General features: G+C 43.3%; 18 protein-coding genes. 7 read left to right on the top strand and 11 right to left on the bottom strand.

The genetic code is table 11. The features are described 5' to 3' along the window. Together ACT3TU_RS03490 and ACT3TU_RS03485 are read left to right on the top strand one after the other, a co-directional pair. A partial coding sequence (locus ACT3TU_RS03490) for an oxidoreductase (RefSeq protein WP_444784026.1) occupies positions 1 to 1,019 on the top strand: 1,019 nt, incomplete at its 5' end. Positions 1,020 to 1,127: 108 nt separating this feature from the next. Further along, complete coding sequence (locus ACT3TU_RS03485) at positions 1,128 to 1,892, top strand: hypothetical protein (RefSeq protein ID WP_192522749.1); 765 nt, start codon at positions 1,128 to 1,130, stop codon at positions 1,890 to 1,892. Between the two features lie 125 nt (positions 1,893 to 2,017). Here the strand turns inward: ACT3TU_RS03485 and ACT3TU_RS03480 are convergent, their stop codons facing one another. The 4 genes from ACT3TU_RS03480 to guaA all read right to left on the bottom strand — a co-directional run bounded on the left by ACT3TU_RS03480 (position 2,018) and on the right by guaA (position 6,485). Further along, positions 2,018 to 2,830, bottom strand: coding sequence for a hypothetical protein (locus tag ACT3TU_RS03480; RefSeq protein WP_192522750.1), 813 nt, complete (start codon positions 2,828 to 2,830; stop codon positions 2,018 to 2,020). Positions 2,831 to 2,875: 45 nt separating this feature from the next. Further along, the gene (locus tag ACT3TU_RS03475; RefSeq protein ID WP_192522751.1) at positions 2,876 to 3,562 is read right to left on the bottom strand and encodes a DUF2628 domain-containing protein; all 687 of its coding nucleotides are present in this window, start codon (positions 3,560 to 3,562) and stop codon (positions 2,876 to 2,878) included. A gap of 289 nt (positions 3,563 to 3,851) precedes the next feature. Next, a complete protein-coding gene (locus tag ACT3TU_RS03470) occupies positions 3,852 to 4,826 on the bottom strand; it encodes a hypothetical protein (RefSeq protein ID WP_192522752.1) in 975 nt (324 codons plus the stop codon). A gap of 54 nt (positions 4,827 to 4,880) precedes the next feature. Continuing rightward, the gene (gene guaA / locus ACT3TU_RS03465) at positions 4,881 to 6,485 is read right to left on the bottom strand and encodes a glutamine-hydrolyzing GMP synthase (protein ID WP_192522753.1); all 1,605 of its coding nucleotides are present in this window, start codon (positions 6,483 to 6,485) and stop codon (positions 4,881 to 4,883) included. A gap of 373 nt (positions 6,486 to 6,858) precedes the next feature. Here guaA and ACT3TU_RS03460 point away from each other — a divergent pair, with 373 nt between their 5' ends. The 3 genes from ACT3TU_RS03460 (at position 6,859) to ACT3TU_RS03450 (ending at position 12,261) form a co-directional block, all read left to right on the top strand. Further along, the gene (locus tag ACT3TU_RS03460) at positions 6,859 to 8,595 is read left to right on the top strand and encodes an FAD-binding oxidoreductase (protein ID WP_192522754.1); all 1,737 of its coding nucleotides are present in this window, start codon (positions 6,859 to 6,861) and stop codon (positions 8,593 to 8,595) included. A gap of 260 nt (positions 8,596 to 8,855) precedes the next feature. Continuing rightward, the gene (locus ACT3TU_RS03455; protein ID WP_192522755.1) at positions 8,856 to 10,514 is read left to right on the top strand and encodes a glycerol-3-phosphate dehydrogenase/oxidase; all 1,659 of its coding nucleotides are present in this window, start codon (positions 8,856 to 8,858) and stop codon (positions 10,512 to 10,514) included. A gap of 178 nt (positions 10,515 to 10,692) precedes the next feature. After that, complete coding sequence (locus ACT3TU_RS03450) at positions 10,693 to 12,261, top strand: FGGY-family carbohydrate kinase (RefSeq protein ID WP_192522756.1); 1,569 nt, start codon at positions 10,693 to 10,695, stop codon at positions 12,259 to 12,261. A 128-nt stretch (positions 12,262 to 12,389) separates the two neighbouring features. Here the strand turns inward: ACT3TU_RS03450 and ACT3TU_RS03445 are convergent, their stop codons facing one another. Further along, positions 12,390 to 13,568, bottom strand: coding sequence for a MalY/PatB family protein (locus ACT3TU_RS03445; RefSeq protein WP_192522757.1), 1,179 nt, complete (start codon positions 13,566 to 13,568; stop codon positions 12,390 to 12,392). 197 nt (positions 13,569 to 13,765) lie between these two features. Beyond that, the gene (locus ACT3TU_RS03440) at positions 13,766 to 14,584 is read right to left on the bottom strand and encodes a crotonase/enoyl-CoA hydratase family protein (RefSeq protein ID WP_192522788.1); all 819 of its coding nucleotides are present in this window, start codon (positions 14,582 to 14,584) and stop codon (positions 13,766 to 13,768) included. A 172-nt stretch (positions 14,585 to 14,756) separates the two neighbouring features. Here ACT3TU_RS03440 and ACT3TU_RS03435 point away from each other — a divergent pair, with 172 nt between their 5' ends. Then, positions 14,757 to 15,476: a LysE family translocator gene (locus tag ACT3TU_RS03435; RefSeq protein WP_192522758.1), complete on the top strand. Its 720-nt coding sequence runs from the start codon at positions 14,757 to 14,759 to the stop codon at positions 15,474 to 15,476. A 65-nt stretch (positions 15,477 to 15,541) separates the two neighbouring features. Next, the gene (rlmF, locus tag ACT3TU_RS03430; protein WP_192522759.1) at positions 15,542 to 16,579 is read left to right on the top strand and encodes a 23S rRNA (adenine(1618)-N(6))-methyltransferase RlmF; all 1,038 of its coding nucleotides are present in this window, start codon (positions 15,542 to 15,544) and stop codon (positions 16,577 to 16,579) included. A 351-nt stretch (positions 16,580 to 16,930) separates the two neighbouring features. On the opposite strand, the gene ACT3TU_RS03425 is transcribed toward rlmF, so the two are convergent. The 5 genes from ACT3TU_RS03425 to dnaN all read right to left on the bottom strand — a co-directional run bounded on the left by ACT3TU_RS03425 (position 16,931) and on the right by dnaN (position 24,957). Continuing rightward, positions 16,931 to 17,548 (bottom strand): manganese efflux pump MntP, encoded by a 618-nt coding sequence (locus ACT3TU_RS03425; RefSeq protein ID WP_192522760.1) that lies wholly within the window; start codon positions 17,546 to 17,548, stop codon positions 16,931 to 16,933. 59 nt (positions 17,549 to 17,607) lie between these two features. Further along, on the bottom strand, positions 17,608 to 19,089 hold the full coding sequence (locus ACT3TU_RS03420; protein ID WP_192522761.1) for a DUF6880 family protein: 1,482 nt from the start codon (positions 19,087 to 19,089) through the stop codon (positions 17,608 to 17,610). Positions 19,090 to 19,191: 102 nt separating this feature from the next. After that, on the bottom strand, positions 19,192 to 21,801 hold the full coding sequence (gyrB, locus tag ACT3TU_RS03415) for a DNA topoisomerase (ATP-hydrolyzing) subunit B (RefSeq protein ID WP_225735235.1): 2,610 nt from the start codon (positions 21,799 to 21,801) through the stop codon (positions 19,192 to 19,194). Positions 21,802 to 22,354: 553 nt separating this feature from the next. Next, a complete protein-coding gene (gene recF / locus ACT3TU_RS03410) occupies positions 22,355 to 23,566 on the bottom strand; it encodes a DNA replication/repair protein RecF (RefSeq protein ID WP_192522762.1) in 1,212 nt (403 codons plus the stop codon). A 215-nt stretch (positions 23,567 to 23,781) separates the two neighbouring features. After that, positions 23,782 to 24,957: a DNA polymerase III subunit beta gene (gene dnaN, locus ACT3TU_RS03405; protein WP_192522763.1), complete on the bottom strand. Its 1,176-nt coding sequence runs from the start codon at positions 24,955 to 24,957 to the stop codon at positions 23,782 to 23,784. Positions 24,958 to 25,058 lie beyond the last annotated feature (101 nt).

Below are 25,058 nucleotides of genomic sequence, written 5' to 3'. Positions count from 1 at the left end.
AAAGGAATAATATAATGTCTAATAATAAAACCTTTAAAGCCTTGGTCGTCGAAGAAACCAGCGATGACAAATTCGATAAAAGTATCCAAACGCGTAATGTCAGTGATTTACCTAAAAATGATTTATTAATCGAAGTACATTATTCATCGTTAAACTTCAAAGATGCCATGTCGGCATCGGGCAATAAAAGAATTACTAAAAACTATCCGCATACGCCCGGTATCGATGCAGCAGGCGTCGTGGTTAGTGATAAATCTGGTACTTTTAAAGCAGGTCAAGAGGTTGTGGTCTTCGGTTATGATTTGGGTATGGATACCGATGGCGGTTTGAGTCAAATGATTTCTATTCCAGCCGATTGGGCGCTACCCTGCCCAGAAATGCTGACGTTAAAAGAGGCGATGATTTACGGTACCGGCGGTCTCACCGCAGCGTTAAGTGTGCAAAAGTTAGAAAAAATGGGCGCAAAACCAAGCGATGGACCAGTCGCTGTCACCGGCGCAACTGGTGGCGTCGGTAGTATCAGCATCGCTATATTAAAGCAGCTGGGCTACGAGGTCATTGCCTTTTCTGGTAAACCTGAACAAAGCGAGCATCTGAAAGAATTAGGCGCGAGTGAAGTGCGTCATCGCGATACCATCAATGAAATCGGTAATAAACCTATTGGCCGTGAACTATGGGCAAATGCTATCGATACGATAGGCGGCGATTACTTAGCAAACTTGCTCAAACAGACCAAAGCGGGCGGCGCGGTGACTAGTTGTGGCTTAGCAGGTGGTGCTGAGTTTTCGATGTCGGTCATGCCTTTTATCACTAGAGCCGTCTCTTTATTGGGTATCGATTCGGTCTATATTCCACTGGCTGACAAAAAAGCGATTTGGCAGCGTGTCGCCACTGATATGAAGCTGCCCAATCTTGAGAAATATTGTGAAGAGATTACCTTAGCGCAAACGCCTGAGTACTTAGAGCGATTTATAGAGAGTAAAACCGTGGGACGTTATGTGGTGAATGTGCGGGGTTAGAGTTTAGAACTCGAAATTTATGAAAGGTAGCGGTGCTCTTTACTTTAAGAAGCGCCGCTATTTTTTGATCTTGAGAGTAGCAGAAAAAATTTTAGTCAAGGAGTAATTATGTTTATAGTAAATATTGAATATCCAGGAACTTGGTTAGAATTGCCAGACGGAGAAGATGTATCTGAGCTAACAAGCATTATTTCATCGATGGAAACAACAATAACAGATATGGCTATTACTCTTACAATGTTCACAGATTGCCAGCAGAAATCTTATTTGGAACATACATCAGATAATACGGAGGATTTATGGGAGCGCGATAGGCAGTTACGCATGCATATAGAAAAAAATTATCGTGATGGGTTAGATGATGAAAATGATTTTTATACTAATCATGAGTATCATCGAGCTGAAACTGAAAGACTCTACAGACAGGAAAAGTTAAATTCGGGCGAAGTACCAAGAAGTTATAAGAACCGCTTTTCATTCATCCATGCCCATAGCTTTTTATCCTTAGTAGATTCATTTTACAAATATTTGTCTGTAATTTCAGATGAAACAAATCTTGGACATGTTAAAAGTATAAAAGAACAGTTTGAAGAGGCATTTCCTCTACTCTCCAAAGTAAGAAATAGTGCACAGCACTCTGAAGACCGTATCAGGGGCTATGGTAGAAGTAAGAAAAAGAAAATGGATTTGCAAGGTGGGTTCCTTGGGCTCAGTAACTTAAATGGAGATTTGTTAGGATATACTATAGATGATGGTACATATCAAGAATTTTCAATTAGTCATGACACTCTTATCAGAGTATCTAAATTATTTCAGAACTTGTTAAATGGCTTTTCTTGGACAGGTTCTATAAGGTTTAGCCCGTACATATAAAGATTATGATATCAATACCATACAAGGTCTTGTAAGTTTACAAGCATCAAAAAAAACACCCAGCTAAGTTGAGTGTTCTTTATTTATATACTAAGCCAATTTGATCAGCTCAACGTTATCAACAATTAGCCACAAGCCCAGTCAAACTGATTATTCAACAAATCGATTTGACCATTACCACCACCCATATTGGCATCACCAAGTGCTTCTTCAAACTCAATATAAAAAGGACTAAATGCTGGCATCGCTTGAATGGGATTGGCCGTACCACCAAAATGACTTTTTGCATGAAACCTATCAAGCTTTAATATGGTACCTTTTGTAGAAAACATAGGGGTATAAGCATTCTCATCATCTTCATCTGGCCACTCATCGAGCATCTTGCCGACATTAGGATCATCTGTTCGGACAACGTGCTTAATAAACTGAGCGGGTTCATCTTTGACCAAGCAAGTGCTACTCCACTCTTCGACTTCATAGTCTGGATAGATACTATTTTCTTTTTTAGGCAGTGCTGTCGCTTCACCTTCAAACTCCTCCTTGGTTAGCCAAATTAATGCCCAGCCACCACCAATAATATCTTCAAGATAGATTTCTTGAGGGTGACGATGGTTGGCATAGCGACTCAGTGACGCCCAAAAAGCCACAGCGTCTGTATGATTCACCTCGGTGAGGTTAGTAATCATATCTTCAACACCGTCTACCGTGTCTTCAACATGATCATCCGCCTGAAAAAGCGATATTGCCATGAGATCTTTCTCTTTTACGCGATACGCTTCAGGCACCAATATAGTCCATAAGTGTGCCATCGGTAGACCATTGATCCTACTTCGTGGCCATTGATCCGTGGTAATACCGATAGGGCGACCAAAGGCCCAGCCTTGCCCATGATTTTCATCCGTTAGTTCCAAATCGTATGCTTGTTTTAATGACTCCATCGCTCTTTTCTCGCTTCCTTAGATTAACCTTATTTATTAGACGTACTACACCAACCAAAACCAATCAGGCGCAAATAAATAGGACATACCCATAGATAGTAATACTGATAATATGCTACCCACGATGGCGCCAACCCACGATGTACCACCCTTTGCCACTAACTCCTGTTCGACCGTCGCTGGGTCAGCTGTATTACTCATGACTTTATCGATATTTTTAACGCTGTAGCTGAAATAAAAGTAATTCCCTAAAAGTCCTGTTAATACTGCCCATGCGACAAAAAAGCTGGTTTGACCTATAGAGCTATACGTTTCCATACCGAGCAGATGCATTAAGACTAAATCAACTGCATTAATGCCAAGTACAATAAAAAAAGCGACTAGATACATTTTACGATAGCACAACCAAGACGTTCCCAAGAGAAGTCCAGCCAAATTAAAACTGTGTATACTAGAGCCATCATTATTAACCTCTAAGCGTGGCTCGCTGTCCTTAAACCATTTATCACGATAAAAGCTGTCATACTTGTCGCCGACGAAGGCCGCTAGCAAAGTATCAGCATTTTCAGAGCTGGAAATCGACTGGCTTTGTGTGCTTTGCGCATCTTTAGAAATATTAACCGCTGTTAACGGTGGTGGTGTTTGTGCTTTAACATCAAAGAATTGATGTCCACAGTTTGAACAAACGACTGCCTCACTTGCGTTTTCTTGATTACAGCTATTACAAAGCATCTTATCCCTTAATTTTACTGAACACTGATCATTTTATAATTTTACCTACACTTTAATAATAAGAAAACCAATTAAAGTTGGCACTATTATAGTTAATAAAAACAAATGTTCAATAAAAAACTGGGTCATTTTCGAGTGGCTGTTTTTTCGACCAAAAAAAACACCCAACCAAGTTGAGTGTTTTTTGCTATCGCTACGCTAAACCGAACGAATAAAAAATAAACCATATATCAATGCAAAAAATTTGAGTAGCTAGGAAAACGGGTGCTAGCGCTCCAACATTAACCCACTACTTCTTCTTTTCGGCACGTTTTTTCTCGATTAATGCTTGAGCTGTCGCATTTTGCTCCCACCACCCTCCCATTTCTTGCCAGTATAAATATGCCTGCTCTTTACCACCGATTTCTATACCATAACTATTATCAATACCACGTGGTTTAGGATGGCGTTTTTTGAGTATTTCATGAGCCACTTCAGGTAAGTTATCTTGCGCGATAACCCATTCTTTTTCAGCTTTGTCCAGCTTATCTTGATAGCAGTAAGCCAATACTTTTCCAAAAGCAATATTGGCCAGCATATCCTCTGGATAATCGTCACAGATTTGAATGATTTTTTGGTATTGCTTGGTAAGCATATACAGCTCTACCAAGCGTTCGCGTATGCCCAAATTGTCATTAGGGCACACTTGTAATAGCTTTTCGCCCTCTGCGCAGGCCAACTCAAAACTACCATTATCGGCATATACATTGGTTGATTGAAACAGTGCACGCAAAAAGGGACGGTTTTCCATGATGCCCCAAGGCAGCTTACTTTTTTGCCAATTGAATTTTTTGGGAAAGTATTCTAAATAAAGTCGCATACATTCACGGCTACTTAGTAAGGCTAAAAAGCTATCGTCATGCTCCTCACATAAAAAAGCCAAGTTAAAGTAAGCATCAGGGTCATTTATACTTTCTAATACTAGAAATTGCGCAATCTCACGAGCCACTTCATAACCATCACGCTCCAAAGTCATTTGAATAACCTGAAATGAGGTCGGCGGCTGGTCATCAAAGTCTTGCATAATTTCATCTTGAAACTTGGTCATCACTTCGTGCATGATGTCATCAATATCGCGACCTGCTTTTATTTCTGCGTCAACGAAATTTTTTACTTGGTTTTTTAAGTGGCTACTTTCATTATCGTTAGCTGATTTATTTTTAGGAAATTCAATAATCGACTCTTCAAACATCCATTCATCTTGACCGACATGAACTAATTTCATAGCTTATTGCTCCTTTTTGCATCCTATTTTTATATCACATTACAAAGATGTGAGCTATTCCCACTCAATAGTAGCAGGCGGCTTGCTCGACACATCATAAGTCACGCGTGATACTTCGGCAATTTCATTCATAATACGATTCGATACCGTTTCAATCAAATCATACGGCAGATGGGCAAAGCGCGCAGTCATAAAGTCTACCGTTTCAACCGCACGTAGCGCAATCACCCACGCATAGCGGCGACCATCACCGACCACACCGACCGATTTAATCGGTTGGAAGACCGCAAACGCTTGCGCGGTCTTCTCATACCAGCCTGATTTTTCTAACTCTTCCATAAAGATAGCATCGGCAGCACGTAAGATATCGGCAAACTCTTTGGTCACTTCACCAAGGATACGCACGCCTAAACCCGGTCCTGGGAACGGATGGCGGTTGATCATTTTTGCTGGTAAACCAAGGGTAATACCCAGTTTACGCACTTCATCTTTAAACAAATCGCGTAATGGCTCAACCAATTCAAAGGCCAAATCATCTGGCAAACCGCCAACATTATGATGGCTCTTAATCACGTGAGCTTTACCTTGATGCGACTTCGCTGATTCGATAACGTCAGGATAAATAGTGCCTTGTGCTAAAAACTCGATGACTTTGCCATCGCTTTGCTCGCTGACTTCACGCGCACTGTTAGCAAAGACGTCGATAAAGGTTTTACCAATGATTTTACGTTTGGCCTCAGGATCAGACTCGCCAGCCAATGCATTCAAGAATAACTCTTCGGCATCAACGCGGATGACTTTTACACCCATATTTTCGGCGAAGATTTGCATCACCTGATCGCCTTCGTGTAGACGCAGCAACCCAGTATCGACAAACACACAAGTCAGCTGATCGCCGATGGCTTTATGCAATAATGCCGCCACGACGGAGCTATCCACCCCGCCTGAGAGACCGAGCAATACTTGCTTGTCACCGATTTGTTTTTGTAATTGTTCGATACGCATATCGATGATGTTATCAGGCGTCCAGCTGCCCGCGCAGTCACAGATTTGATGGACAAAACGTCCTAGCAATGCCTGACCTTGGGCGGTATGGGTGACTTCAGGATGGAACTGGAGACCATAATATTGCTTGTCATCATTGGCCATAATGGCAATCGGACAGCTTGGTGTACTGGCAACGATGTCGAAGCCTTCAGGCGCATCAATCACTTTATCGCCATGACTCATCCACACATTGAGCTTACCTGCTGCGTCTTCGATACCGTCTATAAGGGTAGATTTGCCGTCGATATTAATGGTCGCTGCACCAAACTCATGGACATTACTGGCGTGAACTTGCCCGCCAAAACGCTCTGCCATTGCTTGCATACCGTAGCAGATACCTAATACCGGTACGCCTAAGTCAAATACGGCGTCATTGATACGTGGGCTGTTTTCTGCATGCACGCTCTCAGGACCACCCGATAAGATGATACCTTTTGCGCCAAAATCTTTGATGCGTTGGGTGTCGATATCAAACGGGAACATCTCACAGAATACGCCTGAATCGCGTACACGGCGGGCGATTAGTTGGCTATATTGTGAGCCAAAATCAAGAATTAAGATGCGATCTTCTTTGATAGTAGGTATTGCAGGAGTGGCAGCGGCAGTGGTCATAAATCGATGTCCATCAAGAAAAAATTAGTGCCCTATTTTAACAAGTTTCGGCAGTCTATTGGTTATAAAAATACGCTAATCTACCAACTAACCCAAAATCGTCTCAATAAATTATTCTAAAAACCTACTTTATTTCACTTTCATCGCTCTTTGTTTTATATTGCTCTCTAAGTGAGAAATATAAACTTGTAAAATTGAGGCAGTACACCAATCGTCGTTGACTAATGTACAGAAAACAGTTACTTATACTGTGATACGTTAAACAAGTAACCCGGTAATTTTGGATACTGCACTGACCATCAAATGGTCGGTATTCAAAGTGTTTCTAGTTCAAGCACAGTTATAATCATAATAAATCGACAGGTATGTCCCTATGAGCAAAATCAAATCTCTTATTCGTAAAAACGCTAAGCCTGCCAATACCAACAATCCTATATTAGATAACGTCGCAAAAAGTGATGCGTCCATTAACATGACCGCCAACACGCCGATAGAGCAAACGCGTTGGAATGGTTGGGGCAATGTCAATATCAATAAAAAAGTGTCGTCACACGGTGCCAAGCTGATTAAATCCCACATTGGTAAAACCAAGAAACTAAACTCTGTCAGCTTGCAAGAGGTACTCAAAACCGTACCCAAGTCACGCTTGCCTGCTGCCATGACTAAGCTAGATACAGTATCTATCGATAATGAGGTCAGACTCAGACATGCGCGTGGACAAAGCTTTCCTGACTGGATAGCCATGCACGGTGGCGACTTTGAAGTCTTCCCTGATGGCGTCGCGCATCCGCAATCGACCGCTGATGTCGAGACCTTATTGAAACTGGCTCACGACCACGACCTTATTGTTATTCCCTTTGGCGGTGGTACTTCAGTAGTTGGTCATATTAATCCACAAAAGGGGTCACGCCCCGTATTAACCATCGCCATGAGCAAGATGGATCAGCTTATTGATTTAGATAACGAGAGCCAAATTGCTACCTTTGGCGCAGGCACACAAGGACCAGCGGTCGAAGCACAATTGGACGCACACGGTTATCGCTTGGGACATTACCCGCAGTCTTGGGAGCTATCGACCCTCGGCGGCTGGATTGCCGCGCGCTCTAGTGGTCAGCAGTCATTAGGCTATGGGCGTATCGAGCAAATGTTTGCTGGTGGGACACTTGTGACGCCAAAAGGTGTCATTACTATCGCTGATATTCCTGCCTCATCAGCAGGCCCTGATTTGCGTGAAATGATGATGGGCACTGAAGGCCGCGCTGGTATTTTTACCGAAGTCAAAATGCGCGTGCAACCGCAGCCTGAAGAAGAGGTTTTCAAAGTGGTGTTTTTACCGAATTGGGAAGCGGGTAAAGAAGTGCTCAGACAAGCGGTGCAGAGTAATATTCGCCTGTCTATGCTACGTTTAAGTAATGCGGTCGAAACCGACGCCCATCTACATTTAGGTACGACGCCTAGTCAGTTTTTAGCGATTAGTACTTATCTTAAAGCGCGCGGACTCAGCTCAGAAAAAGTCATGCTCACTTATGGCGTTTCAGGCGATAAAGCGCAGAATAAATTAGCACTTACCCAGTTTAAAAAACTGTTAAAACAGCAAGGCAGTGTTACTGGTAAGCTGACCGATGTCATGGGCAGTATATGGGCGCACGGGCGTTTTAAATTCCCTTATCTGCGCGGCACCTTATGGGAAAAAGGCATCATGGTCGATACCTTTGAGACTGCGACCAATTGGAATAATATCGACGAGCAGGTGCAGCAGATGCAACAAGCTGTTCAAACGGCTTTGGCAGATGAAAATGAGCACGTCATGGCCTTTACTCACATCTCGCATGTATATAAACAAGGCGCCAGTCTTTATACCACCTACTTCTTTAGAGCCGCAAAAGACCATGCTAGTACCTTAAGCCGCTGGCAAAAAATCAAACATGCCGCCAGTTTAAGTCTGGCTAATGGCAAATCGACAATATCGCATCAGCACGGTGTCGGTCGTGACCATGCGCCTTACCTTGCTGCCGAAAAGGGTCAGCTAGGTATTCAGGTAACCAGCGATATGCTCAAAAGCTTAGACCCTGAACAGCGTATGAATCCGGGTGTTTTAATCGAAGATTAGTTCTAGTAAACAATAGGTTTTAAAGTCAGGGCTTATTTGCAGTCTTAGCTGAGGTATGTTTAATTTAATATAAGTGCTATACAGCGCGGCTGATATTTATTTTGCGCAGCCTCTGTCGGCGTAGGCACAGCACGCAAGGAAAATTAATACCAGCCGCGCGTCATAATAAAACGCAACTATATTTTAAATAACGCCTATAAATTAAGCAGTTTAGATAGTCTACTTAGCTGAAACTAAATAACCATTAAAATGAGTCTTCTATGAATCAAGCCACGCAACGCCAACAAGCCTTAGCACCTTTATCTCGCCGCTCGTCTCAAGAAGTGCCTTGGGATATGCTGATCATCGGTGGCGGTATTACTGGCGCGGGGATTGCTCGTGAAGCAGCAAGGCGCGGCTTAGCGGTATTGTTAATTGAGCAAAAAGACTTTGCTTGGGGAACTTCTAGCCGATCTAGCAAAATGGTACATGGCGGGCTGCGCTATATTGCCTCAGGTGATTATAAAACTACTCTACTTAGCGTCCGCGAGCGTGAGCGCATGCTCAATGAAGCCGGCGGCTTGGTCAATGAGATGCATTACGTCATGCCACATTATAAAGGCAAGTTTCCACCGCCATGGATATTTAATACCTTACTCAGGGTATACGATAAGCTGGCAGGCAAACGCTACTTTAAATACTTTAAAAAAGATGCCTTTCTAAACCTAAATCCTGGTATCAAGCAAGAGAAGTTTTTGGGTGCCAGCCAGTTTAGTGACGCGGTGACTGATGACTCACGCTTAGTGATGCGGGTGCTAGACGAAGCGATCCATGACGGCGCGTGCGCGATTAATTACCTTAAAGCCGAATCATTAATTACCAATGAGCAAGGCTTGGTCGTGGGTGCTCACCTAGCAGATACCGCATCTGATGATAGCAATAATACTTACGATGTTTATGCCAAAGTAGTGGTCAGCGCGACTGGCGCTTGGGCTGACACCTTACGGATGCAAGCTAGCCAACAGACGGAGCGAACCTTTCATAAGCAAATTCGTCCGTCGCGCGGTAGCCATTTGGTGGTTAGTCAAGAGCGTCTGCCTCTGACGCAAGCCTATACCTTTTTGCATCCTGTCGATAAAAGAGCGGTGTTTGTTTTCCCTTGGGAGAACCGCTCAGTTCTGGGAACCACCGATTTGGATAATCCTCCTTTAGGTGAAGAAGAAGTTGGCATTACTAGCGCAGAGGTGGATTATCTATTAGCAGCGACCAACGATCTCTTTAATCATGCCAACCTAAGCCGAGAGGATGTCATCAGTACTTGGGCGGGCGTGCGTCCGCTGATTTCTGAAGGCGGTGATGGTAAACGCGTCAGCCCTAGTAAAGAAAAGCGCGACCATAGCGTTTGGCTCGATAATAATTTGGTCACCGTCAGTGGCGGCAAGCTGACCACCTTTCGCCTGATTGCCCTTGATGTGCTAAAGGTTTGCCAACAAGTGCTTGCGTTTGATGATGTGGATACTAAAGATCTTAGCTCGTTTAATAGCGAAGTTTTTAGCAATCAAACACCAACCAATACCAAGTTTGCTACCCTACCTGCATCGCTACAACAGCGCTTACAAGGGTTTTATGGTTTACAACTTGATGCCTTATTAGCATTAGCACATGACGATGATTTGGCTTATGTGACCGACAGCAATACTATCTGGGCGGAGATTCGCTTTGCCGCACGTTTCGAGCAAGTCATTCATTTAGATGATTTATTATTACGGCGTACGCGCTTGGGATTGATACTGCCGCATGGTGCAATGACGCCGTTGATTAGTGATAGGCTGAAGCAAATCTGCCAGCAGGAACTGGGCTGGGACGAGCAAAAATGGCAGCAAGAAGTCGATCGCTATCAAGAGTTATGGCAACGCTATTATCATTTACCAGCGGCTTAGCGCTTTTTTATAGGATATTAATAACAAGTGCTACTGGGGTGCTTACTTTGAAAATATAAGTTCCGTAGCCCCTGTCTGCGTAGGTACAGCAAGCAAGGAAAACTTATACCAGTAGCACACTATAATTATAGTATTTTTATTGAGCTATATATCTATTTCCACATAGTTAAGGATGACTATGACCCATAACCTTGATGCCCCTATTTATTTCTTAACCATCGATAATGGTACACAAAGCGTCAGGGCGCTTATCTTTGATCAATTTGGCACCGAGATTGCCAAAGCCCGCGTCCCTATCGAGCCGTACTTTTCAACTGAGCCTAATTTTGCTGAGCAGCATGCCGATTACTATTGGCAAAAATTAAGCGAGGCCTGCCAGCAATTATGGCAAACCTGCGACATTACGCCAGCGCAAATCGCTGGTGTCAGTCTCGCTACTCAGCGCTACACCATGATATGTTTGGATAAAAATAAACAGCCGCTACGCCCAGCTATTGTATGGATGGATTTGCGCCGAGGAGAGCCCCATGACATAGGCTTTCTTAATCCACTCACCAAGGTAATTGGCATGGGCGATCTAGTTAATGAAGCGCAGCAAAAAGCACGCTGTAATTGGCTCGCTCATCATGAGCCGGAGATATGGGCTAAAACAGCCTATTACGTCAATTTATCAGCGTACTTAACCTATCAGCTCATTGATGAACTTATCGACTCCTCTGGTCACGCGCTAGGCTACCTGCCTTATGATTATAAGGCGCAAGCGTGGTTTAAGCCCAATAACATCAAATGGCGACTATTTAATTGCCGATTAGAGCAAATGCCCAAACTCATGCCACCTGGGCAGCACCTTGGTCATATTACTGCTGAAGCTGCTGCCGCCACTGGTATTCTTGAAGGCACAGCAATGATTGCTGCTGCCAGCGATAAAGCCTGTGAAGCTTTGGGTTCCGCTGGACTGGCCGCCGATACCGCTTGCTTAAGCTTTGGCACTACCGCGACCATCAATACCACCTCAACAAATTATGTTGAGATACTCAAGCACATGCCCGCTTATACCGCTGCTGCACCGAATTATTATAATCACGAGTATATGATATATCGTGGTTTTTGGATGGTTAGCTGGTTTAAAGAGCAGTTTGCTCAATATGAAGAACAGTTAGCAAAAACGCAGGGTATCGATACCGAAAAGCTCCTCGATCAAGCGGTCAAAGATATTCCAGCAGGCTGTATGGGGCTAATGATGCAGCCATATTGGTCGCCTGGCGTTCGTCATCCGGGTCTTGAAGGCAAGGGCGCGCTCATTGGTTTTGGCGATGTACACACACGGGCGCACGTTTACCGTGCTATCTTAGAGGGACTGGCTTACGAGCTTAAGCTTGGTTTTGATACGATTGAGAAGCGTACGGGAAAAACTATCAAACACTTGCGCATCTCTGGTGGCGGCTCCCAAAGCGACTCCGCGATGCAGCTGACGGCAGATATCTTTGGCATGCCTGCTTATCGCCCGCATACTTATGAAGCCTCAGGATTAGGCGCTGCCATCAACTGCGCGGTGGGGCTCGGCGTTTATCCCGACCATTTAGCCGCTACTGAAGCGATGACCCATTTGGGTGATGAATTCTTGCCTATTGAGGCCAACGTTCAGCTATATAAACGCCTATATAATGAAGTTTATCTTAAGATGTATGAGCGCTTAAAACCTTTATACCAAAGCATTCAAGATATTACCGGTTACCCAGCTAAATAATATAGTCGATTCAATATAAAAGAGGTACTTTAAAAATAGCGTTATGCTGGGATAAACTTTCCTCACTTGCTGTGCACTTCGCACTCCAAAGGCTTCGCAAAATTTATCCCAGCAGCACTTTATTCTTTTTAAATTGAATCGACTGTATTAAAAGTATCGTCATTTAAGGCAGTGTGCATACGATTCAATCCTTCTATCAATATCGTTTTAGGACACGCCACATTAAAGCGCATTTTTAGATGCCCCTCAGTTCCGTATTTAATCCCTGCACTCAGCTCAACCTTAGCAGCTCTAAGCGCATCATAAAGCATTTGATCGTCTTGACCATAGGCTGAGCAATCTAGCCATATTAGATACGAAGCTTCTGGGCGCATAACCTTAATTTTAGGCAGGTGCTCCTCTAAAAACTGTAGCGTTAATTCAATATTGGCTTCGATATAAGCGAGCGCCTGTGCCAACCACTCACCACCTTGCTCATAAGCGCTACGCATCGCCGTATAAGCAAATAAATTGAGCTCATGCTCGTCACTTAAGCGCTGCTGCTGGTCAATTTTACTCAGTAATGCGCTGTCTTTAGCAAATATCATCGAGCCTTTGATACCGGCAATATTAAAAGTTTTGGTCATCGAGGTTAGGCTCACAACTTTATGCTCATAGTCTTTTGCTAGAGTTAAAAAAGGAATGAATTTGTGACCGCTCAAGGTTAAATCTTGATGAATCTCATCACTAACAATCGCTACATTATGCTTTTTGCAGATGAAAAGTAACGCTTTAAGCTCATCTACTGTCCATACACGCCCGCCCGGATTATGCGGATTACACAACAAATACAGCTTAACTTTATGCTCGACAATCTTAGCTTCTATATCAGCTAAATCCAGATGATATTTACCATCTATTTCCTTTAATGCAGAAGTCACAAGCTGACGATTATTATCCAAAACCTTGGTCATAAAAGGCGTATAAATAGGATCGTTGATGAGTACTGCATCCCCTGCTTCGGTAAATACTTTCATCATCAGCACCAAACTTGGCACTACGCCCGGTGAGAAAAGAATATTCTGCTTATCCAGCCACAAGCCATAACGACTGCCATGCCAATCGATAATCGCTTGATACAACGGCTCGGTCGGAACGGTGTAACCCAATATGCCATGCTGCGCTACTTGCTCAATCGCCGCTAAAATAGGCTGAGCGGTCTTAAAGTCCATATCTGCGACCCATAGCGGAATCGTGTCATCGGTATAATGCCATTTAAACGATCCCGTATGTCGTCTGTCTATTATTTCATCAAAGTTATACAGCACTAGTTTTTTCCTAGAAAATGGTTTTGGCTTAATATATTCAATATAACAAAGTCGTTCTTAACTGTGCAATCAGTCAGCAAAACTATATTACAGACAACCTGCATATAAGCTTCGAAAAACCGACTCAGTAAATACGTGAATGTTATTTAATATAAAACAACTGATTACGAACTTATTAAAGAGTTATTTAGAACTCTCTACTGTCCTTTAAATTCAGCTTCCCTTCTTTCAACCATCGCCATCGCACCCTCTTTCGCATCTTCTGAATGAAACAAATGCGGCAGATAGCCATGAATATTGGCGAGAGCTGCTTTTGCGCCATTACGACTGGCATCTTGCGCTGAGGACAGTAATCCTTGCACGCCAAGTGGCGCGGCTTTGCAAATCTGTTGGGCGATAGTTAGCGCGCGCTTATATTCTTCACCATTTGGCACGACTTCACTGACCAGATTTAGCCTATCAGCGGTTTGCGCATCAAAGTTTTTACCCGTTAATAGATACGGCATGGCTTTTTGCCAACCAGCAGCAGCGACAAAGCGTACCGTCGCACCACCAAACGGCATGATACCGCGCTGCACTTCCATTTGTGCAAAGTTGCAATTGCTACTGGCGATAACCACATCACTATTGAGCATCAGCTCAATCCCAGCGGTAAAGCAAGTCCCTTGTACCGCAACGACAACGGGTTTGCTGCGCAATTTTCCACCAATACCCCACGGATCTATTTCGTCGGCAGCGAACTCAAATGCGCCTTTATCCCATTTATCCTGTAGCTCCATTAAATCTAGCCCAGCGGTGAAGTGCTCACCATGAGCGAATATCAGCGCACAGCGAAGATTGGCATCGTTTTCATAATTAGTGAGTGCCTCAGACAGTTGCTTAATCATATGACTGTCAAAGGCATTGCGCTTATCGGCGCGATTCAGTCCGATTAGACAGATATAGCCATCGGTTTTATAAGTAATGCGATTGTTCGTATCACTGTTAATAGCGTTGTCAGTAATATTATTAACCATATTGTGAGCAGTCATAACTTTATCCTTGTTACAGTATTGATTATCAGTCTGCTTTTAATATAGACATCTCCGCTCTATAACACAAGCCGCGACATCGCCACTATTTTCAGTTGACCTCATTTACGATAATGTGCAACTATTATCCAAATCAAGACATCACTCAGAGCACTTTATGGAATTTTGGCACGGTTTTTTGCTTATCACTAGCGTTCATCTACTCGCTGCCGCCTCCCCTGGCCCTGATTTTGTTTTGGTCTCGCAGCAAACGTTAGCAAAAGGCCGACGCACTGGTTTGATCTGTAGTCTCGGTATTACTTTTGGTTTAGCCGTACATATTATCTATTCGGTGCTAGGACTGGCAACGTTGATTGCCCATTCGCAGCCACTACTGACCGCTATTAAATGGTTGGGCGGCAGTTATCTTATTTATCTGGGGTGGCAAGGTATTCAAGCCAAACCTAAAAAACCAGCAGAGCTAGAAATTCCAGCAGAGCCAATAGATTCAAGCGTTAACGTTTCACCAGACATAATTAACGATCGAACCACGAGTGCTGGTAAAAATAGCGCTAATAAAAAGCTGCCTACTGACACTGAATCGACCGCGGCTATTCTGCGCCGTGGCTTTTTTTGCAATGTCTTTAATCCAAAAGCACCAGTATATTTTGTGGCGATATTCACCCTTGTACTATCACCCAGTATTCCGCTTTGGCAGCTGGCGATTTATGGCGTTTGGATGATGGTTTTACAAATGGCCTGGTTCAGCACGGTGGTGATGTTGCTTTCTATCCCTGCCATTCATCGACGATTTCAGCGTTTTGAGCATTGGATAGACCGCGTATTGGGTACAGCAATGATAGTACTGGGATTAAATCTTATTTTACGTAGTCGATAAGACGTTAGTCACTGGTGAAATCTGCTAAACTGGTTGATTATATTCAAACATCAAAGCCCGATACTATGACCAGTAAGCCTATGAACCGTCGCCCGACCGCCAATAATCACAGAAATCGCTCGCCTGAGACTGCCAAAAAACTCGGCCAGCTGCATCCGCGTAATCCGCATCAGGGTCGCTATGACTTTGCGGTATTGACTCGCGCTCTGCCAGAGCTTGCTAAGCATACCATTACCAATCCTAAAGGCGAGTCGACGATTAACTTCTCGGATCATCAAGCGGTACGTGTGCTCAATCAAGCACTACTGGCGCATTATTATGGTATTAAGTTTTGGGATATTCCAGAAGGTTATCTATGTCCACCGATTCCTGGACGTGCTGATTATATTCACTACATTGCCGACTTATTGGCGCAGACCACCCATGTGAATGCCGATAATACCCCGCCAAAAGGTAAAGAAATCCACGCCCTCGATATAGGTACTGGCGCTAGTGCTATTTACCCTATTATTGGCAGCCAAAGCTATGGCTGGCGCTTTACTGCTAGTGACATCGACCCTATTTCTGTCAACACTGCTGCACTTATTTGCGAATCCAATCCCAAGCTAAAAGCTGCGATCAAAGTAAAATTACAACCTGAGCCTAAGCGTATTTTTGCTAATATCATCGGTCGTCAAGATTACTTTGATGTGGTCGTTTGCAACCCACCGTTTCATGCTTCATTAGAAGAAGCGATGGAAGCCAATAGTCGCAAGCAGCATAATCTGCAAAGACATCGCGGTAAGAACGAAAACGAACAAATCAGTCGACGCTCAACCAAGGCTGGTAATGCTGCGCAAAATCTAAACTTCGGTGGTCAGCACAAGGAACTATGGTCTGAGGGTGGCGAGATTGCTTTTTTAACGAAGATGATAAAAGAAAGTCAGGATTTTGCAGAGCACGTCGGCTGGTTTACCAGCTTAGTGTCGAAGTCTGAAAACGTCAAACCGTTGCAACTGCTATTAAAGCAGCTCGATGTCACGCAAATGCGTATTATTGAAATGAGTCAGGGTCAAAAGAACACCCGTGTGTTGGCATGGCGCTTTGATACTGACGAAGAATAATCAATAAAAACCTTATTAATCGAAGTTTCACGTGAAACAAAAAAGCAGCGCTATAACTCTTATAGCGCTGCTTTTTATTAGGAAAATGAGTTGAAATACGGTAGTTATACCATTCACAAAAATTAGAGTATAGTTAAAATACTTTAAAAAACGCTACGATACTGCTGGTATAGTTTTTTTGTAGCCTCTGTCTGCGTAGGCACAGCAAGCTATAAAAAACTGTACTAGCAGTACGTGATGTATCGATTTTACTTTTCACTGACTATAGTAAGGGAAACGAGTGTAAGTACTAAGCCTTGTAGACTAAACGAGTTTGAAGGGTTTAATCTTACTTTTTGGATTTGGTATTCATTAGCTAAAAAACATCACTTTTAAGCCAATCAAAATAAGCACCAAGCCACCTAATGCTTCCGCTTTATCCTCTAACCACGTACCAGAACGCCAGCCCAAATAAACACCAAACAGCCCAAAAATAGCAGTCACTAGCGCGATAATCAAACAAGCCAACCATGCATTAAGCGCCAACAAATTAAGCGTAAAACCTGCTGCCATCGCATCAATACTGGTTGCTATTGCAAGGGTAAATAGGGTGCGATGATTGATATTGTTGTTTCTATTATTTATGGCGTTAACAGCATCATCTGTGTCGGCTTTTAGGTGCAGCGCACTATCTACCGCATCTTCCCCATCAGCAGTAAACACCTCATAAAGCATTTTACCACCGAGGCTGATAAGTATCATGCCGCCAATCCAAGGCGCAGCAGCAGCCAACCAGCCTAACAGTGCTGCGCCCAATAAATATCCAATTAGTGGCATTACACCCTGCGCGATACCAAAATACAAACCAGCATAAATGGCTAAACGTAGCAAATACTGCTTACTCTGTTTTTTCGATTTAGCCCCTAGCCCAATCGCAACAGCAAATGCATCCATTGCCAAAGCTATAGCAAGTAGTATGACTTCGATCATTTCATTCTTCGCTTCTTTTTGCTTATTGTCATAAGTTTCACGTGAAACGCTACATCAATCTAATCGTTTACCTTTTCCCAAAAACTACGCTTTTTACCATGCTTATCTTTAAGCGTAATGACGTATTCGTTATGAGTCGCAAGTTCATTATAAAGCTTAGAGGATTTACTAATAATCGTATCAAGCTTTGTTAGACGATTGAAGTAGCGAGCTGCGTGACCATAAGCCTTGCTGCGAGAGCTGTCTAGAATATCGTTAAGCAAACTGCGATAAATAACAACTTGAAGTAAATCTGTCTCAGCTGGCAAATCCTTTAACATGCCTGCTAGATCTGTATAATGCACATCAGCAAACTGGCAATGACGGGCAACTGCGACCTCATTGGCAAGCTCAATCTCTCCTATCTCTAGCAGTAGCGATGTTGCGATAAATACATTTTCTTGTTGGTCTGCCAGCTCATAAGCTCTTTTTCGCCACTGAGCTTGCAGAGCAGGACTGGCCGCAGCCATGATAGCTTTTAGCCGCGAAGGGGTTGGTTGTAGCTCAAACGCCTCGCCTAGCACCTCCATGAGCGCATCGGTATCTTTTTGCATGTGGTGTAGGTTACTCAGCCAATCCAAGCGTCTGATCTTATCCATCAAACCATCGCTTTGCCACTCTTCATTTAAGTAGTGTAGTGCCTTATCAAAAGCTCTTTGATTTAGCAAAAATGTTAGCAACTCTTCTAATCTTCGAGGATGAACCGGTCTAGTCTCTTGCATCTCAAAAAAGCTGGTTTCAAAAAAACTCACATCACCTAGCGCCCTTGTTAGATTTTTTATGGCGATCTCAATTACCATTTTTTCATAGTTAATTGAAAAAGCATCATCGCTTAAAGGGCTGTTTTGCCTTTCATTGAGTGTATCTTCATTTGCCTTTTTTGTTTGGATAATCCCGCGCTCTTGTTGGTAATCAGCGATCAATCCACGTATCTCAGGCTCAGATAACAGCTGACCAATATTTTCTAATAAATTATCTTTAGTACCATACTCATTATCATCAGCCAGCGCTTTTACTTTCTTTACCCAAGCGTGACTGAGTATATCGCGCTCATCAACAGCGATGTCCTGCTTTTCTTGCTCATAGCAAGTGTTAGCAACTGTCAACCAAGACAAGGTTAACCTTCTATACACGTCACCAATATAACCGTTCGAGTCATCAGCACGTTCTAAGCTAGCATTAGTAGACTCTATAAATAACTCAAGTAACGTCAAGCATTCTTGTGGTTGCTCAGGATAAAGGCTCATTATGTCACTGGCTAAGTGCTGAAGCTCAGTAGCAAATTCGCTAGACTCCCAGTAATCTACAAACTTCCTTCGTCTTCTAAGTCCTTTTAGGGTAGTGGTTAACTTTTTTATGAGCTTAGGCTTATCTGACTGTAATAGCAGACGCTCAATTTTTTTATCTAGCATTTTATCTACACCATACACATCAGCGACAAAATCAACTAAGGCTGTTTTTGGTAGTTGTGATAAATACTTCTTTTGTTCTGTGTTTAGCATGGTATTTTCCTCACTATCTTATTTACTTTGTTTCACATGAAACAAAAAAAGTCATCCTGCTAGCAGGATGACTTTATAGAATAAACAGGCTAATTTCAAATATTAAATATCCAGATTAGATACCGTCAATGCATTCTCTTCGATGAAAATACGGCGCGGCTCGACATGATCGCCCATTAGACAGGTAAACATATGGTCAGCGGCAATCGCGTCTTCAATCGTCACGCGTAGCATACGACGGTTTTCAGGATCCATCGTCGTATCCCAAAGCTGATCCGCGTTCATCTCACCCAGCCCTTTATAACGCTGCACAGATAGACCTCGACGCGCATCCATCATCATCTGCTGCCATAGATAATCAAAATCACGTACTGGAATATCTTTGGTCGTACCCGCCGATGCTTCACGGCGGATAAAGGCATCCTCTGCAAGCAAGGTATTCCACTCGCTCGATAAGCGCAGCAGCTTGCTGTATTCGCCTGAATTAATAAAGCTAGCATCCAACAAATAATGATGGGCCAACTGATGCACATAAACAGTAATACGTGGGAGCCACTGTGCTTTAGTGGTTAACGTTTCACCATCTACCGCTACTTCAGCCTCTACTTCTGGTTTCATACCCAACAAATCAGCAGCGGCGGCATCCATATTTTTTGGCTGCGGCGCATGAATATTAACCAACTCAATCTCAGGGTTTAAGTCACTACCGAAGCGCTCAAGCTGGGTTTGCATGGCTTCTTTCCATGCTTGCATCGCTGACTTGTCATAAGTCATGTCGGTGCTAAGCTTCGGCGTATGCGTCAAGGCATCTAAAACCACCGCCGGAAAACGAATCTGCAAACGTGCTTTTATCAGCTGCGTTTGGTTATAATCATTGAGTAGTGTTTCTAACGCTTGGCCAGTGATGGCAGGCGCGTCAGCACTGATATGTAGCTTAGTGCTATCAATCGTCGATGACAACAAATACGCTTTTAGCGCTTCATCGTCTTTTAGATACAATTCTTGACGGCCTTTTTTTACCTTATAAAGCGGTGGCTGAGCGATATAAATGTAACCGCGCTCAATGAGCTCAGGCGTTTGACGGAAGAAAAACGTCAATAGAAGGGTGCGAATATGTGAACCATCGACGTCCGCATCGGTCATGATGATGATTTTATGATAGCGCACTTTATCAGGATTATATTCATCTGGGCCGATACCGCAGCCAAGTGCGGTAATCAGGTTACCGACTTCAGCAGAAGACAGCATTTTGTCAAAACGGGCACGCTCAACGTTGAGGATTTTACCTTTTAATGGCAAAATCGCTTGGGTCTTACGGCTACGACCTTGCTTAGCACTACCGCCTGCAGAGTCACCCTCCACTATGTATAGCTCGGATAATGCAGGGTCTTTTTCTTGGCAATCTGCTAACTTGCCCGGTAAACCAGCAATATCCAAAGTAGTCTTACGGCGAGTCATCTCACGTGCCTTACGCGCCGCATCACGCGCACGTGCCGCATCGATAATCTTACCGGCGATTGCTTTACCAGCGCTTGGGTTTTCAAGCAGATAATCATTAAACTTATCATGCATCGCTGATTCGACAGCCGATTTCACTTCGCTTGAGACCAGCTTATCTTTAGTCTGACTCGAGAACTTTGGATCTGGGACTTTAACAGAGACAATAGCGGTCAAGCCTTCACGGGCATCATCGCCGGTTGCGACGACTTTTTCTTTTTTGAATAAGTTTTCACGATCCATATAGCTGTTTAAACCACGGGTCAATGCCGAACGGAAGCCAGATAAATGCGTCCCACCATCGCGCTGCGGGATATTATTGGTGAAACAAAGTACTTTTTCGTTATAAGTATCGGTCCATTGCAACGCCACTTCGACACTGATGCCATCATCTTGTTCACTGACAAAATGAAAGACCTCGTTAATGCCATCTTTGCCAGCATTGATGTAACTGACAAATTCTGACAAACCACCTTTATGCTCAAACTCATGACGCTTATCGATACGCTCATCGGTTAGGACGATACGCACACCAGAGTTGAGGAATGATAATTCACGTAAGCGTTTGGCTAAAATATCGTACTCAAAGATGGTGCCAGTAAATACGTCATTACTGGGGTAAAAGCGGATTTGCGTACCAGTTTGCTCGGTCGCTTCCATCTGTTGAATTTCGCTGTCAGGGACACCATCAGTATAAGTCTGATTGTAATGATAACCTTCACGCCAGATATTCATCTCAAGCGTTTTGGATAGCGCATTAACCACCGAAACACCGACACCATGTAAGCCGCCCGAAACTTTATAGCTATTATCATCGAACTTACCACCTGCGTGCAGTACGGTCATAATAACCTGCGCCGCAGACACGCCTTCTTCTGGATGGATATCGACGGGAACACCGCGACCATTATCCATCACACTGACAGATTCGTCTTCATGGATAATGATATCAATTTGATCACAATGACCAGCGAGCGCCTCGTCAATAGAGTTGTCCACCACCTCAAAGACCATATGATGTAGACCCGTACCGTCATCGGTATCACCGATATACATACCAGGGCGCACGCGTACTGCTTCTAACCCACGCAATACACGAATATCTTTGGAGCTATAATCAGACGGTAACCCTTCAGAAACCACATCTGGTGCAGTAGTTGCTGCCACGTGGTCTGTCGTTAATTGCTCGTGGTCGGTAGGTAATGAATCACTCATGTGCATTCCTTAATCTAGCCGTAATCAGCCGTTTGTTATGAGCGCACCACTACGATGACGCTTTATAACGTTATTTTGGACTTAAATACTTGAGACTTAAATATTGTAGTCAAAACCTTTGATATGCATTATTGGTTAAAACAGGGTTAACCAAAAAATTTGAGTGTTGATATCGACTTAAAAGCAACTTAAGTTCCAGCGTTTCACCTGTCTAACATTGGCTTCTTTTTTTTAAACATTATCAAAGCCAATGGAGTAAATGAAACGTATAACTATCAACTACTTATAAAATTACGGACAATAAAAATCATCCATATAATGCCATCAAATAACTTACTGAAAACAGGACAAAAATAAAGCTCTATTTTAGCATTTTTTTGCCTCTAAGTCACTGTTTACTGAGAGCTTTATCAATACTAAGCGCCCTTTTTAAAATAGTGATTGTTTTGATAAAAAGATGAGATGAAGAACCATAGATTTGAAGGTTTTATAGAAAGAGAAGTGAGCAATGAGAATGCTGATGGTAAAAAACTCTATCAAAAAAACAAAGTACTTATAAAGCTAAAATATCACCTTGTTTCACATGAAACACTTTAGGTTCTGACCATAACTGTTGCACCAAAGGCACAATATCATCGGTCAAACTGGTCATGAATACTTGACACGGCAGCCGTGCTAAAGCCGATAGTAGAATCTGTATCGCCCGACCATCTAATTCTGCGGTGATATCGTCTAATAATACGACTGGTGTGGCTTTTAATTTTGAGTCATTGCTCGGTAAACCCGTATCGCTTTCAGCATTAAGTAACAATGGTAACTGTGACAAGCGTAATGCCGTGATGAGTAACTTTTTTTCACCACGAGACAATACATTAGCGGCCTGCTCTTTTAGGATGGGCAACTTAGTACTTACCTCATTTTTTAACGGCGCACTCGTCTGTGTGTGCTCACGACTCATGTCAACTGCCTCATTCGAGCGCCAATGCACATGAACATCAGCACGATGATTGCCGATACGGGTATAGCCCAATTGCAAATCCTGCTCTAGACGCTCGTTGAGCTGTACGTCAAGCGCAACATTGGTATCATAGCCAGCGTTATAGCTCAGACTCAATTGCTCAGCATAAGCTGGCAATAATTGCACAATGCTTTCAGAAAAATAAGGCTGCCACTCTGTAAATATACGCTCACGATAATGATGGATAAGCGCTGCATGATTACTAAGCCCTCTATCCCATGATTTTAGCTCAGCGAGTTGCACTTGGGTTAAATGACGGGTCTTTTTTAGCAAACTATTGCGCTGTTTTAGCAGTCGTTGATACGCTACCCATTGCGGATGAAAGCCTTGTTTCATGTGAAACACCAACCAATCTAATAGCTGGCGACGACTGGCACTACCCTGCTCTAACATATCCATGGTCGATGGATCTATCAGTAGTGTTGGCAGTTGCTCGGTTAGGATGCTTTGGTTATAAACGGTGGTTTGATTAAGACGTAGAATGGTCGTCGCATCGATTTGCTTTTGAATGGCTAAGGTACTGCCATCAATGAGCTTAGCATAGACGATGGCTGCTGGTTGATGATGCTGAACATAGCGCTTTGGTTGACTATGCCGAAAGCTTTTACCACGGGATAATAAGAATATAGCTTCAAGTAACGAGGTTTTCCCACTACCATTGGCACCGATAATGACATTGCAAGCAGCTGATGATAAGTTGACATAGGTTAAGTTGCGAAGATGAGATATTTGCAGACGTTCAATCATAGTACCGACAGCCGCCTAGTGAGATTGCTGTTTTAATAACAGGCAAAAGTTTGATAAACCAGTTAAATATAGAAGGTTATATTATATAATATAGCACTCGATTTAAGAGTGCTTATATTTATATATAGGGCGTGTTTGATCCTTCGGCGATGGCACTAACAGAGACTGCAAAAGATTTATAACCAATACACTGTATCGTCTTTATAGTGAATCTACTATATACGCATCGGCATAATGACATATTGATGAAACTCATCATTCAGTTGATTGACCAAAACGGAAGCATTTGATTGGCTCATGTGCATTTGCAAATCGCCTTGGATGACACCCAATACATCTTGCAGATATGCAGCATTAAACGATAGCTCCATTGGCTCACCTTGATATTTTGCCTGAATCATCTCCACCGCTTCATCTTGCTCAGCGTTGTTGGCACGTACTTCTACCATGCCATCACTGGCAAAATTAAACACCACACCGCGAGATTTTTCATTACTTAAAATTGCTACACGGCGCAGCACATCGGTCATTTTTTCTTGATTGAATAACGCCAGTTTATCCGTATTGCTTGGCATAACGCGGCGATAATCAGGGAATTTGCCATCTATCAAACGCGCGGTAAAGGTCACCATCAGATTTTCACTGACCTGCCCTGCACTATCCACATCGCCGAACGGCAAACTTACTTGCAAAAACTCACGCCCGAAGCTCAGTGTCACTGCGTTGTCTTGATCACCAAGCATTTTACCTAGCTCAGCGGCCAAGCGTTCAAGCTCAATCACCGCTTTACGCGGCAAGATAGCCTGCATATTTAAATCAGCATTCACATCGATAACACTGCGCGCCAAAGCCAATCGGTGCCCATCGGTCGCGACCGTCGTCAATTGCTGCTGTGACACATCAAACAACATACCAGTGAGGTAATAACGCACATCTTGAATCGCCATCGCAAACTGGGTCTTATGAATCAAATCCGTCAGGCGGCTACGACTGATGGTCAAGGGTGTGATGTTTTCAGGATTGCCCAAACTTGGATAGTCTTCGCTAGGTAATGTCCCCAAGGTGAAGCGGCTTTTGCCACTGGTCAGCAAACAGCGTTCATTTTCTTGAGTGGCGAGATTGACTTGCGCTTGAGCAGGCAGCGACTTACAGATATCTTTCAATTTCGTCGCCGGCAAAGTCGTTGTACCCGCTTCGATACAAGCACCCGCAGGCAATTTCAACGTCGATGTCAGCTCTACTTCTAAGTCAGATGCCGTCAAAATAAGCGCTGACTCAGACAGCTGTAACTTAATATTGCCCAAGATGACCATATTGTGGCGCTTATCCGCCGCCTTGGCTATCAAGTTAATGGCTTTTAGTAACGACTCTCGATTAATCGATAATTGCATGCTTAGTTACTCTTGTTTAAAGGGTTTTCTTGTTTAGATGACTTTTTGAATGGTTATTTTTATAAAATTTAAAATAATGGCTTAATAATACCTTGTCTACT

It is taken from the genome of Psychrobacter sp. AOP3-A1-26 (assembly GCF_052378235.1).
GTDB lineage: Bacteria > Pseudomonadota > Gammaproteobacteria > Pseudomonadales > Moraxellaceae > Psychrobacter.
The sequence above is the reverse complement of the archived record's forward strand: the minus strand, read 5'-3'. Positions and strand labels throughout refer to the sequence as shown.

Bases quoted from the DNA above. Each gene is read 5' to 3' on its own strand.
- ACT3TU_RS03485 (WP_192522749.1), top strand. From the start codon at position 1,128: ATGTTTATAGTAAATATTGAATATCCAGGAACTTGGTTAGAATTGCCA.
- ACT3TU_RS03480 (WP_192522750.1), bottom strand. From the start codon at position 2,830: ATGGAGTCATTAAAACAAGCATACGATTTGGAACTAACGGATGAAAAT.
- ACT3TU_RS03475 (WP_192522751.1), bottom strand. From the start codon at position 3,562: ATGCTTTGTAATAGCTGTAATCAAGAAAACGCAAGTGAGGCAGTCGTT.
- ACT3TU_RS03470 (WP_192522752.1), bottom strand. From the start codon at position 4,826: ATGAAATTAGTTCATGTCGGTCAAGATGAATGGATGTTTGAAGAGTCG.
- guaA (WP_192522753.1), bottom strand. From the start codon at position 6,485: ATGACCACTGCCGCTGCCACTCCTGCAATACCTACTATCAAAGAAGAT.
- ACT3TU_RS03460 (WP_192522754.1), top strand. From the start codon at position 6,859: ATGAGCAAAATCAAATCTCTTATTCGTAAAAACGCTAAGCCTGCCAAT.
- ACT3TU_RS03455 (WP_192522755.1), top strand. From the start codon at position 8,856: ATGAATCAAGCCACGCAACGCCAACAAGCCTTAGCACCTTTATCTCGC.
- ACT3TU_RS03450 (WP_192522756.1), top strand. From the start codon at position 10,693: ATGACCCATAACCTTGATGCCCCTATTTATTTCTTAACCATCGATAAT.
- ACT3TU_RS03440 (WP_192522788.1), bottom strand. From the start codon at position 14,584: ATGGTTAATAATATTACTGACAACGCTATTAACAGTGATACGAACAAT.
- ACT3TU_RS03435 (WP_192522758.1), top strand. From the start codon at position 14,757: ATGGAATTTTGGCACGGTTTTTTGCTTATCACTAGCGTTCATCTACTC.
- rlmF (WP_192522759.1), top strand. From the start codon at position 15,542: ATGACCAGTAAGCCTATGAACCGTCGCCCGACCGCCAATAATCACAGA.
- ACT3TU_RS03425 (WP_192522760.1), bottom strand. From the start codon at position 17,548: ATGATCGAAGTCATACTACTTGCTATAGCTTTGGCAATGGATGCATTT.
- ACT3TU_RS03420 (WP_192522761.1), bottom strand. From the start codon at position 19,089: ATGCTAAACACAGAACAAAAGAAGTATTTATCACAACTACCAAAAACA.
- gyrB (WP_225735235.1), bottom strand. From the start codon at position 21,801: ATGAGTGATTCATTACCTACCGACCACGAGCAATTAACGACAGACCAC.
- recF (WP_192522762.1), bottom strand. From the start codon at position 23,566: ATGATTGAACGTCTGCAAATATCTCATCTTCGCAACTTAACCTATGTC.
- dnaN (WP_192522763.1), bottom strand. From the start codon at position 24,957: ATGCAATTATCGATTAATCGAGAGTCGTTACTAAAAGCCATTAACTTG.